Here is a 12,322-nt window from a genome sequence, read left to right as displayed (position 1 = left end):
CCCTCTCTACTCTAAGGACACTGACAGCGTAACGTTAAACTGAGACTCAAACGGTTGTTTCTTATAATCAAGACTCCAAAGCTCTAGAGTACAGGGATCATTAGTCTGCCTAGGTGTGAGTTGTAAAGAGCAAGTACGAGTACGCGGATTACAAACTACCCGAATCGCAGCGATCGCGCCAATTTGCCGACGATCAAGGGCTGTCGCCAAACGCAAAAATGTACTCGCTTGACGTACAAACAACTTTAAATGCTCACTATCTAAACGCTGGAAATTGTCATGTTTTTTCTTGGGTTCACTCTTACGGTGATAGCGAGCCAGATTGGCGATCGCCTCAATCTCAGACTCGGTATATCCCAATAACTCCCCATTGCGAATCAAATAATAGGAATGCTTGTGGTGAGCATCGTGACTGACGTGATGTCCTGCGTTATGCAGCATCGCCGCCGCCCAGAGCAGATGACGCTCATCATCACCCCACTCATGGAAAATCCCCTTGGTTTGATCAAATAAACTCAGCGCATGTTCCGCCACATGTTTGGCGTATTTAGTATCAATGCCATATTTATCAGCAAGTTTGAGAATACTGCGATCGCGAACTGTGCTTTGATAGCGCCAACCATCCTCAATATAGCCATGACGGATCATCCAATCCACCACCAAGCCTTCACGTAAGGCTCGCTGACAGAGCATGATTTTGGGAACTCCTAATAGGCGCATGGTTTCCAAGAGAACTACGGCTCCTGCTAAGATAATTTCGGCTCTCTTTTGCCGAACCATGACCGTGCGTTCTTCTAAATTAGCTCGGCGTAACCGCCAGACAATATTTTCTAGATCAGTGAAGGGAAGTTCATAACCTTGTAGAGGATTAGGAACTAGCCCTAGCTTTTCCTTGGCATGTAGAGATATCAGAGTCTCAATTGTGCCAGATGTACCGATCGCCTTTAACGTTTTGCCCTCAAGTTTATTCTTAAGCAAAAATCTCAAATCATCGGTGGGACGCTCAATCGAGCCAAGAATATAACCCAATAGGCGATCGTAGTCCGTTTGAGAAATCGGATCAGTTTTGACAAACAAATCCGTTAACCTAACAGCGCCAATCTTCGTGCTACTAAGATGCATCGGATCGCGACCATCTCCTAGGATCATCTCCGTAGAACCACCCCCAATATCAATCAAAAGATGTGGCTCATCCTTAAGTTCCATCGCCGAAATGACACCTAAGTAGATGCGTCTAGCTTCCTCCTGTCCTGAAATAACTTCAACATGTAAGCCTATTTCTTCGTAAATGCGGCGAATAAAATCATGACCATTGGGAGCCTCACGGGTCGCACTCGTCGCCACAGCCACGATTTCTTCAACCTTAAAGGTACGACAGATTTCTTGACAACGCTTAAGAGCTTCCAGCGATCGCTTCATCGCATCTTCAGTCAAATTCCCTGTTTGAGCGCAACGCTCTCCTAGCCTTACGGTTGCCTTCTCTGACTCAATCACACTAAAACTAGGGATCGATGTCTGAATTTGCACAATTACCATATGAATGGAATTTGTACCAACATCGATCGCCGCTAAGGTTTTGACATCTGAAGTCATGGGCTGTTTCCGCGAAATTAATTGCAAACCCAAATTTTGTAAGGTTGCACCCCCGCGAGGTACAACCTTACAAAATTTAGATAAATTATTTTGTACAAGTACTTAAGTCATGGTAAATGAAAACCTGTCAGAATAGAAGATATAGTCAGTTAATACCAAAACACAAAGTGGCTTAGTCATTTTGTGTTTTTAAAACCCTTACTGGGTTCGGTTTTTAATTCAAAAAAGTGTGACAACATTTTTTGAATTGGTATAACCTAGTGTACAAAGTGACAGCAATTGCCGATCAAACGAACCTCAAGAAATTTTTGGAAAGTGTTGCTGAGCAACACTTCCCAAAAATTTCTTGGTTCGGGTGTGAGTGCACAACGCTGTGAATGTTTATTCGTGCCGTCCTAACCCCAATATGACCCAAATATGAACAGTATGGGCAATAAACAAGTAGTTTTAGTTGTAGATGATGAACCAGCTAATTTTGATGTAATAGAAATTTTGCTGTTTAAAGAGGGGTATGAGCTACACCATCGTGACAATGGAGCCGATGCGATCGCCTCTCTTGAAAGTATTAATCCTGATCTCATTTTGCTAGATGTCATGATGCCAGACGTAGACGGCATCGAAGTATGTCAAAAACTAAAGACGGATCGCCAATGGCAGCATATTCCGATTATTATCGTTACCGCCCTATCGGATAAAGAAGATCTGGCTCGTTGTATTGACGCAGGAGCCGATGATTTTATTAGTAAACCAATTAACAGCACTGAACTCCGCGCCCGTGTTCGCTCAATGTTGCGGATTAAGTCGCAATACGATCACATCCAACAGACAATCATGCTACGCGAAGAAATGATGCAGACCATTGTGCATGATCTTCGTAATCCTTTAATTGGCATCTTATTGGGTTGTGACTCTCTCAAAGTATTGGATCTGCCCGATCGCGCTAAAAAGAGAATTGCCCAGATTGGTCAAACGATTGAGCAAATGCGTTTGCTAGTAGATGACATTTTGACCATCGGTAGAATCGAAGCGAATAAGCTCATTCTCAATCACACTAAATTTGATATAACCGAGATCGCCAAGTTAGTGATAGCAGATTTTGAAACAATAACCACTAATAAGCAGATTCAAATCTTAGGTGAATTTCCTTCACAGCCAGCTTATATATCTGGCGACATGCACTTAATTCGGCGTGTATTAGCCAATTTAGTAGATAATGCCCTCAAATTTTCTCCCCATCAAAGTTCGATTATTCTCAGAGTCGAATTTTTGCCCCAAAATCCTGATCGCCAAGATTTGATCAAGATTGAAGTTATTGATTGTGGTATTGGCATCAGCCCTGAACAAAAACAAGTAATCTTTGAAAAGTATGAAGTTGGCAATATTGTAATGGGAGTCTCACAAATTGGCTTAGGACTATCTTTCTGTAAAATGATGGTTGAAGCGCATCAAGGAGTAATCTCAGTGACTAATAATCAACCCAAAGGCTCAATTTTTACAATTTTGCTAGATAAATATTCAAAATAGAGCGGCAAAAATTTGCACCGCTACTATATTTTTGGGCTTAAGTTTGCTTAGGAAACTTATGACGTTATATCAATTCATAAGTAGCTGTTTGATTAGCTAGAGCATTAAGTGGGTAATATCTGAATAAAAACAGGCAAAAGCATGACATGTATCTTAGTCATCGAAGATGAAGACTTAATTCGAGAATCTTTAGAAGATCTACTCTCGTTAGAAGGATTTGAAGTAATTACTGCGGAAAATGGTGAAAGAGGCGTAAATCTAGCAAGCCAAAAACATCCTGACTTGATCCTTTGTGACGTAATGATGCCAATACTCAACGGTTATGAAGTCCTCGAGCAATTGCGCCAAAATAAAGCATTAAGTACTGTTCCTTTTCTGTTTTTGACCTCGATGATGGATCGACGCAGTACTCGCAAGGGGATGGCGTTAGGAGCTGATGATTACTTAGAAAAGCCCTGTACAAAGGATGAATTGCTAGAAGCGATCGCTGTGCGTCTAGGTAGGCAAAAGGCGATAGACCAACGCATCGAAGAAAAAATGGAAGCATTGCGAACTAGCATTACGCTATCTTTGCCCCATGAATTGCAGACTCCTCTTTCAGGAATTATGGGGCTGTCAGAATTGATGATGATGCAAAGTGAAGAGCTACTTCCTTCTGAAGTTTATGAATATGCTGATGGTATTCATAAGTCAGCGAAGCGTCTCTATCGGCTGATCCAAAACTATTTGCTTTATAGCCGATTAATTGTGATGAAATCTCAAGGTCAGACTCTGTTTACTTCGACTTATCCCTGCAATAGCCAGATGATTATTAGCAATCTGGGCGATCGCAAGGCGAGATCATGCGATCGCCTAGATGACCTAGAACTAAATCTTGCCGAAATTAATCTTGCAGTTTCGTCCGAAGATTTAACTAAAATCAGTGAAGAGTTAATCGATAATGCCTTCAAATATTCTCCACAGGGTAGCAAGGTAACTATCAGTAGTCAGATTACTGACGGTACATGGATATTTACGATCCAAGATCATGGACGTGGCATGAATGAACAGCAAATCGCTAGCATTGGTGCATTTATTCAATTTGAGCGTCAATTTTATGAACAGCAGGGTATGGGACTAGGTTTGTCTCTAGCCAAGACTTTAGTGGAATTTTATGGCGGTAAAATCGATATCCAAAGCCAAGAAAATGTAGGTACAAGTCTTTGTATCTCAATTCCTTTTTAAAGCTTAGACAAAGGGGGCGCTTTGTGCCCCCTCTTTTTAACTGATGTTACGTGGAACGCAGATGATGAATCTCCTACTGCTAGCGTGACAGGGCAAGCACGGGGGCATTGCCCCTACCTGTACAATTTTAGAAACTGTAGGGGCTGTGCCCCCGTGCCAGCCCCCAACCTTGAGGATCGCAGTAATTCCTTCCACGTAACATCAGTTATAACTGAGAAGAACGCTTTGCGTTCTCAGATATCCTCAACAACCCAAAAAAGCTATGATCTAGCTAGCTCTTTATAGTCAGAAATAGCAAAATGTCGGTTGTCCCATCCCATCGCAAAGCCAAAGCTCTTGCGGATACACAGCGTCGTCCTGCCAAAGAATTATGCAGTGAGTGTGGTCTCTGTGATACCTATTACATTCATTACGTCAAAGAGGCTTGTGCATTTATCACGCAGCATATTGACGAACTCGAAACTCAGTCCCACGGTCGATCGCGTGATCTTGATAATGAAAAAGAACTTTATTTCGGCGTGCATCAAGAAATGATCGCCGCCCGCAAAACTGAACCGATCGCAGGGGCGCAATGGACAGGCATTGTGTCTACTCTGGCGATCGAGATGCTCGAAAAAGGGTTAGTTGAAGGTGTGGTCTGTGTGCAGTCTAGTGCTAGCGATCGCTTTAAGCCACAGCCTATAATTGCCCGAAATCGTGAGGAAATTCTTGCTGCACGGGTGAATAAACCGACTCTTTCACCGAATCTCTCAGTATTAGAACAGATTGAGCAGTCGGGAATTAAAAGATTATTGGCGATCGGTGTCGGCTGCCAAATTCAAGCCCTGCGAACTGTCGAGAAAGAACTGGGCTTAGAAAAGCTGTATGTATTGGGGACACCCTGTACTGATAACGTCACGAGAGAAGGCTTACAGAAATTTCTCGATACCACTAGCCGATCGCCTGAAACGGTAGTGCATTACGAATTCATGCAGGACTTTAATGTACATTTCAAGCATTCCGATGGTTCGACGGAGTTAGTGCCATTTTTTGGACTAAATACCAAGGAACTTAAGGATGTATTCGCCCCATCCTGCATGACTTGCTTTGACTACACCAATGCCCTCGCTGATATCGTCGTGGGCTATATGGGCGCAACCTTTGGCTGGCAATGGATCGTGGTGCGAAATGAGACGGGCAAAGAGATGCTGGAGTTAATCAAGGATCAATTGCAGACTCAACCTGTGATCTCTGGTGGCGATCGCCGTGCCGCCGTGCAACAGGGTATCTCGGCATACGATCAGGCAGTGACTTTACCAATTTGGTTAGCTTGGATCATCAGTTTTGTAGTGAATAAAATTGGGCCAAAAGGTTTGGAATATGGGCGTTTCTCCATTGATTCTCACTTTGTCCGCAATTATCTCTACGTGCGCCGCAATTATCCCAAGAAGCTAGAAGCTCACGTCCCTGAATTTGCGAAGCGAATCATTGCTCAGTACCAATTACCAAAAGTGTAATTTTATAGCTGTCGCCAAGCCCAAGAATTGAACGGCGGCGCGGAGCGTCGCCATTCAATTCTTGAGCTTTGACAAATAGTGTGAGGCGGCGCTTCGCGCCGCCTCACACTATTTGTCCTGATAAAGGTTAGCTATACCAAATTTTGCTTAGGACATAAACCCCAAGAAGACGAGTGGCGGTGCTTTGCACCGCCACTCGTCTTCTTGGGGTTTAGTCGGTTCTTATTTTACGGAGCCTAAAACCTCCTGAATTAAGAGGTTAAGTTGTCGAAGCTTGACGGGTTTAGAGAGATAGTCATTAGCTCCTGCTGCTAGACATCGATCGCGATCGCCAGTCATTGCCAAAGCCGTTAAAGCAATAATCGGAATATTAACTAAATTGGGATCAAGACGAATTTGTTTAATTGCCTCTAATCCATCCATAACTGGCATCTGGATATCCATCAAAATCAGGTCAGGATGATGCAATTTGGCAAGATCGATCGCCTTTTGTCCATCAGTTGCCAATAAAAAGCGGTAGCCCTTAGATCCAAGGTAAGTGGAGAATGTCGCAATATTAGCTTCGTTATCTTCTGCTAGCAAAATTAAGGGTGAAATTAGTTCTTCAGTTTGGCTCTGACCGATCTGAGACTGTCCTGACAAGTTCTCACTTTGCGCGTCGATTACTGGGTCGCCGATATTAATGGGAAGATTAATCGCAAAGCAACTACCGACTCCCACTTCGCTTGTCAGTTCTACGTTTCCTCCATGAAGTTCGACAAGTCTTTTGACTAAAGCCAAACCCAATCCAGTTCCTTGATATTCACGGTTCAGCGCACTATCGATTTGGATAAAGGGCTGAAACAGTTTCTGGATGTTCTCTGCCGAGATGCCTATCCCTGTATCAATCACGGCTATCTTTATGTAGTTTAGAGGCGTTAGATTAGTTGTACTACTTTCAAGTTGAACTTGTGATACTTCTAACGTGATTGTCCCTCCTTCTAGAGTAAATTTAACAGCATTATTTAGTAGATTGATTAAGACTTGTCGAATCCGCCTTTCATCTAGCATTATTTCTGGCAAATACTTAGGAATTCTCGATATTAATTGAATTCGCTTGGTTAATGCTTGCTGCTTGATAAATGCTAAGCTCGACTGGCAGAGGCTGTCGAGCTTTGTCGCTGTTAGCTCTAGCGTGACTTGTCCAGACTCTATTTTGGCAACATCGAGAATGTCATTAATCAATGTTAAAAGATGCGTACTGCTACTCTCAATGGTTTGCAATGCTTTAAGTTGCCCCTCGTTAATGCTGCCAAATATTTCGTCCTGTAGAGCTTCATTCATTCCCAAAATCGAATTGAGCGGTGTCCTCAGTTCGTGGCTCATATTGGCGAGAAAATCGTCCTTGAGTCTGGTTGCACGCTTCAGTTCTTCGTTAGCTAACTGCAATTTTGTTTCAGATTGTTTGCGATCGCTAATATCAGTTAACGTTCCGATGTAGCCAGTGACTTCCCCACTCTCATTGTATTCTTTGACGAGTTGAGAAAAATACCAGTTAATTGTGCCATCTGGGCGAAGATGTCTGCCTTCCCCAGTCAACACAAATTGACGAGATAAAGGCGAGAAGAACTCATGTTCTGTCAATCCTCTGATCATATCTCGCTCATCGGGATGCACTGCGTCGAGCCATCCTCTCCCCATTGCTGATGCGACGGATCTTCCTGTCATTTCGCTCCAACGTTCGTTGACGTAGATACAGTTTAATGGCTTAAGATCGAAGCGAGTAATGACAACAGGAGAAGTAGCGACCAATGTTGAGAAAAGACGTTCGCTTTCTTTTAAGGCTTTTTCAGCTTGTTTGCGATCGTTAATATCTGTAATCGTCCCGACATAGCCTGTGATGATTCCATCGACATCAAGTTTGGTGACTGATTGCCCATAAACCCAAGTTAATACTCCGTCAGGACGTTGAAAGCGATACTCAAGGGAAAAAGGTCGATCTTCTTGCACTGATCGATACCACTCGTCACTGATGGCTTGCCTGTCTTCATAGTAGAGACCTTGTCGCCATCCGTCTCCTAAGGCAGATTCTAGGGTCAGCCCTGAAATACTACACCAGCGCTCGTTGACGTAGGTGCAATGTCCCATCGCATCGGTGCGGAAGATTCCTACTGGAGCCGCTGCCATGAGGCTAGCATAGCTCTGTTCGCTTTCTTTTAAGGCTTTTTCAACTTGTTTGCGATCGCTAGTATCTTTGCTGACACTTAAAAAGCCAATCGTTTTCCCATTATCGTCATTAAGGGGTGTCACCGATAGCTCAACAGAAAAGCGCGATCCATCTTTACGAATATGCGTCCATTCATCACTAAGAAGCCCTTGATTCGCCATAGACAAGAATGAGCTAAACTCCCAAATATTTTCTTCTCCTTCGGTTGAAATACCAGAAGCCCTATTGATAAGTTCTTGACGATCAAAGAAGATTTCGGACTTGATCTTGCCGATAACTTCTTCTGTGCTATAACCCAACATTTTCTCAGCACCAGCATTAAAGGTCTGAATAATGCCATTTAAGTCAGTGAAGATAATCGCGTAATCCGTACCATCAAGAATTGCTCGTTGCAGTTTATTGACTTGCCATAGCTCTTGAGTTCTCTCTTGAACTGTCAACTCTAATGATTGATTGATTTTTTGTAACGCTTTCTCTGCTTCCAATAAAAATGCGGTTCTTTCATGAATCTGACGCTCTAATTCAATATTGCGATTTTCTAGCAGAGTTATTTTTTCTGATTCTAGTTGTTCTACTTTTGCCTCTAAAATCTTGGCTAAATTATATATTTCAATCGGATTTAAGGCTTGGAGCAAACTGGTCTGTGTGACGATTCCTAATAGTTCGCCAAATTCACCTGTCACCGCCAAGCGCCGAATCAACCTCTGCTCCATAATTTGCTGCACCGTCAACAGGTTATCCTCTGGCTTGACCGCAAAAATCGGCGTGCTCATCACCGTATGCGCGATACAGGTTTCAAGGTTTAAGCCTAGAGCTTGAAACTGCACAACATCACGCTCGGTCACTATTCCCACTGGAATCTGGAGGGAGTCATCTGTTCTGCATGTCTCAACAATCATCACCGAACTAATTTTCTGCCCTGCCATCATTTGCGCGATCGCCAACATCGAGCAATCGGGAGCAGCACACACTACATCAGAAGTCATCACCTCAGACACCAATCGCAGCCGCATGAGATCAATGGGTCTGGTAATTTGGCGTAAACTTTCATGAGTTACCATTCCCACAAGGAGATCTTGATCGTCGAGAATTGGCAAATGGCGAATGTGGGACTTCTGGAGTAGATTGACTGCTAAAAATAAATCTGTAAGGTCAGACTCGCGCATAGTAACTACAGGATGACCCATCACCTCTCGGACTAATAGACGATTGAGGTCTAGTTGCTGAGCGCTGAGGCGTACCACATCGCGCTCGGTCACTATGCCGATCAACTTTTCTTCTTCCAATACCAAGACACAGCTAGATCTTGCCTCTTGCTGAAATTGTTGCTGATGATTGTCGCTATGATTCTCCGCATCACATTGCACTCTCCCACTACTCATTAAGGCGATCGCCTCCATGACAGTTGCGCCAGCATTAACGATCAACGGTTCACGAATAATTGCTGACTTTAGTTCAGATAATTTAGATGATTTGATTGTGGCTGTATTCACATGCTGACTCTATTCAAAGTTCAAAGTTCAAAGTTAAAGCGACGATAAAAGTTGTTGCATTACAGTTGCTAGCTGCTTGAGTTTGATCGGTTTACTGATATATTCGTTAGCACCTGCGGCTAAACATCTTTCGCGATCGCCTGCCATTGCCAAAGCCGTTAAAGCGATAATCGGAATATTAACTAAATTGGCATCAAGACGAATTTGTTTAATTGCCTCTAATCCATCCATAACTGGCATCTGGATATCCATCAAAATCAAATCGGGCTGCTCTGCTTTGGCAAGATCGATCGCCTTTTGTCCATCAGTTGCCAATAAAATGCGGTAGCCCTTAGCTTCGAGGTAAGTGGAGAATGTCGCAATACTAGCCTCGTTATCTTCTGCTAGCAAAATCAAGGGTGAAATTAGTTCTTCAGTTTGGCTCTGACCGATCTGAGACTGTCCTGACGAGTCCTGCTCAGTTTGTTCTTCGATTGCTGGGTCGCCGACATTAATGGGAAGATTAATCGCAAAGCAACTACCGACTCCCACCTCACTAGTCAGTTCTACGGTTCCTCCATGAATTTCTACAATCCTTTTGACTAAAGCCAACCCCAATCCCGTGCCAGTATATTGACGGTTCAGCGCACTATCGATTTGCATAAAGGGCTGGAACAGTTTCTGAATGTTTTCTGCCGAGATGCCTATCCCTGTATCAATCACGGCTATCTTTATGTAGTTTAGAGGCGTTAGATTAGTTGTACTACTTTCAAGTTGAACTTGCGATACTTCTAACGTGATTGTCCCTCCTTCTAGAGTAAATTTAACAGCATTATTTAGTAGATTGATTAAGACTTGCCGAATCCGCCTTTCATCTAGCATTATTTCTGGCAAATTCTTAGGAATTCTCGGTATTAATTGAATTCGCTTGGTTAACGCTTGCTGCTTGATAAATGCTATGCTCGACTTGCAAAGGCTGTCGAGATCTGTCGCTGTTAGTTCTAGCGTGACTTGTCCAGACTCTATTTTGGCAACATCAAGAATATCATTAATCAATTCTAAAAGATGCTTACTGCTACTCTCAATGGTTTGCAATGCTTTAAGCTGGCGCTCATTAATACTGCCAAATATTTCGTCCTGTAGAGCTTCATTCATTCCCAAAATCGAATTGAGCGGTGTCCTCAGTTCGTGGCTCATATTGGCGAGAAATTCGTCTTTGAGTCTGGTTGCACGGGCGAGTTGTTGGTTAGTTTCGGTTAATTGTTGCTGGGCTTGTTTACGTTCCGCAATTTCTTGTTGAGATTGCTCATATAGACTAGCTTGCTGAATAGCGATCGTTAATTGATTCGCAATTTGTTGGACTAGATTAATTTCATGATCTTGCCATTGGCGAGTGTTAGCGCATTGATGGATGCATAGCAAGCCCCATAGGTTGTTGCCACGTAATATTGGTATCACTAGATTTGCCCTTACCTGAATCTTGGTTAAGGCAATACGGTAACAGTCCATCAGACCAGCGTTATCTATATCATTCACGACCTGTATTCGACCTTTGGCATAGGCGGCGGCATAGCCTTCGCCAAAGCAATGGTCAGAAATGCGAACTTTCATGACGGAGAACAATTCATCGGCAACGGACTCGGCAACAAATTCGCCATAATCAAAATTAGAATCAGGATCGAGTTTAAAAATACCGACGCGATCGCATTGCAGTAATTGCTGAATTTCTTGACAAGCGGTATCAAAAATTATTGGGAGATCGAGGGATTGACGGATACGTTGAGTAATTACAACCTGAAGTTCTAACTCAATATTTCGATTTTCTAGCAGAGCTACTTTTTCTGATTCTAGTTGTTCTACTTTTGCCTCTAAAACCTTGGCTAAATTATACATTTCAATCGGATTTAAGGCTTGGAGCAAACTGGTCTGTGTGACGATTCCTAATAGTTCGCCAAATTCACCTGTCACCGCCAAGCGCCGAACCAACCTCTGCTCCATAATTTGCTGCACTGTCAACAGGTTATCCTCTGGCGTAACCGCAAAAATCGGCGTGCTCATCACCGTATGCGCGATACAGGTTTCAAGGTTTAAGCCTAGAGCTTGAAACTGCACAACATCACGCTCGGTCACTATTCCCACTGGAATCTGGAGGGAGTCATCTGTTCTGCATGTCTCAACAATCATCACCGAACTAATTTTCTGCCCTGCCATCATTTGCGCGATCGCCAACATCGAGCAATCGGGAGCAGCACACACTACATCAGAAGTCATCACCTCAGACACCAATCGCAGCCGCATGAGATCAATGGGTCTGGTAATTTGGCGTAAACTTTCATGAGTTACCATTCCCACGAGGAGATCTTGATCGTCGAGAAGAGGCAAATGGCGAATGTGGTATTGCTGAATTAGGTTGACTGCTAACAATAAATCTGTAAGGTCAGACTCGCGCATAGTAACCACAGGATGTGCCATCACCTCTCGGACTAATAGACGATTGAGGTCTAGTTGCTGAGCGCTGAGGCGTACCACATCGCGCTCGGTCACTACGCCGATCAACTTTTCTTCTTCCAATACCAAGACACAGCTAGATCTTGCCTCTTGCAGAAATTGTTGCTGATGATTGTCGCTATGATTCTCCGCATCACATTGCACTCTCCCACTACTCATTAAGGCGATCGCCTCCATGACAGTTGCTCCAGCATTAACGATCAACGGTTCACGAATAATTGCTGACTTTAGTTCAGATAATTTAGATAATTTAGATGATTTGATTGTGGCTGTATTCACATGCTGACTCTATTCAAAGT

Annotated in this window: 6 protein-coding genes; 3 read left to right on the top strand and 3 right to left on the bottom strand. The window is 43.3% G+C overall.

All coding sequences use genetic code 11. The features are described from left to right. Positions 1-6 precede the first annotated feature (6 nt). A complete protein-coding gene (locus ABM313_RS00475) occupies positions 7-1,593 on the bottom strand; it encodes a Ppx/GppA phosphatase family protein (protein WP_434685748.1) in 1,587 nt (528 codons plus the stop codon). Positions 1,594-2,019: 426 nt separating this feature from the next. Between ABM313_RS00475 and ABM313_RS00470 the strand changes: the two genes are divergently transcribed. The 3 genes from ABM313_RS00470 to ABM313_RS00460 all read left to right on the top strand — a co-directional run bounded on the left by ABM313_RS00470 (position 2,020) and on the right by ABM313_RS00460 (position 5,837). Then, complete coding sequence (locus ABM313_RS00470; protein ID WP_434685747.1) at positions 2,020-3,117, top strand: hybrid sensor histidine kinase/response regulator; 1,098 nt, start codon at positions 2,020-2,022, stop codon at positions 3,115-3,117. Positions 3,118-3,258: 141 nt separating this feature from the next. Further along, positions 3,259-4,341, top strand: a complete 1,083-nt coding sequence (locus ABM313_RS00465) for a hybrid sensor histidine kinase/response regulator (RefSeq protein WP_434685745.1) — start codon at positions 3,259-3,261, stop codon at positions 4,339-4,341. Positions 4,342-4,640: 299 nt separating this feature from the next. After that, entirely contained in the window at positions 4,641-5,837 is a 1,197-nt protein-coding gene (locus tag ABM313_RS00460; RefSeq protein WP_434685744.1) for a Coenzyme F420 hydrogenase/dehydrogenase, beta subunit C-terminal domain, read from the top strand. Between the two features lie 222 nt (positions 5,838-6,059). On the opposite strand, the gene ABM313_RS00455 is transcribed toward ABM313_RS00460, so the two are convergent. Beyond that, the gene (locus tag ABM313_RS00455; RefSeq protein ID WP_434685743.1) at positions 6,060-9,536 is read right to left on the bottom strand and encodes a PAS domain S-box protein; all 3,477 of its coding nucleotides are present in this window, start codon (positions 9,534-9,536) and stop codon (positions 6,060-6,062) included. A gap of 33 nt (positions 9,537-9,569) precedes the next feature. Then, positions 9,570-12,302 (bottom strand): CBS domain-containing protein, encoded by a 2,733-nt coding sequence (locus ABM313_RS00450; protein WP_434685742.1) that lies wholly within the window; start codon positions 12,300-12,302, stop codon positions 9,570-9,572. Between the last annotated feature and the right edge of the window lie 20 nt (positions 12,303-12,322).

It is taken from the genome of Pseudanabaena minima str. Chao 2107 (assembly GCF_051131155.1).
In the GTDB taxonomy this organism is placed as follows: domain Bacteria; phylum Cyanobacteriota; class Cyanobacteriia; order Pseudanabaenales; family Pseudanabaenaceae; genus Pseudanabaena; species Pseudanabaena minima.
Note: the sequence above shows the minus strand (reverse complement) of the source record. Positions and strands in the feature narration are given on the sequence as shown.

Excerpts from the sequence above, each read along its gene's own strand:
- ABM313_RS00475 (WP_434685748.1), bottom strand. The coding sequence starts at position 1,593 with ATGACTTCAGATGTCAAAACCTTAGCGGCGATCGATGTTGGTACAAAT.
- ABM313_RS00470 (WP_434685747.1), top strand. The coding sequence starts at position 2,020 with ATGGGCAATAAACAAGTAGTTTTAGTTGTAGATGATGAACCAGCTAAT.
- ABM313_RS00465 (WP_434685745.1), top strand. The coding sequence starts at position 3,259 with ATGACATGTATCTTAGTCATCGAAGATGAAGACTTAATTCGAGAATCT.
- ABM313_RS00460 (WP_434685744.1), top strand. The coding sequence starts at position 4,641 with ATGTCGGTTGTCCCATCCCATCGCAAAGCCAAAGCTCTTGCGGATACA.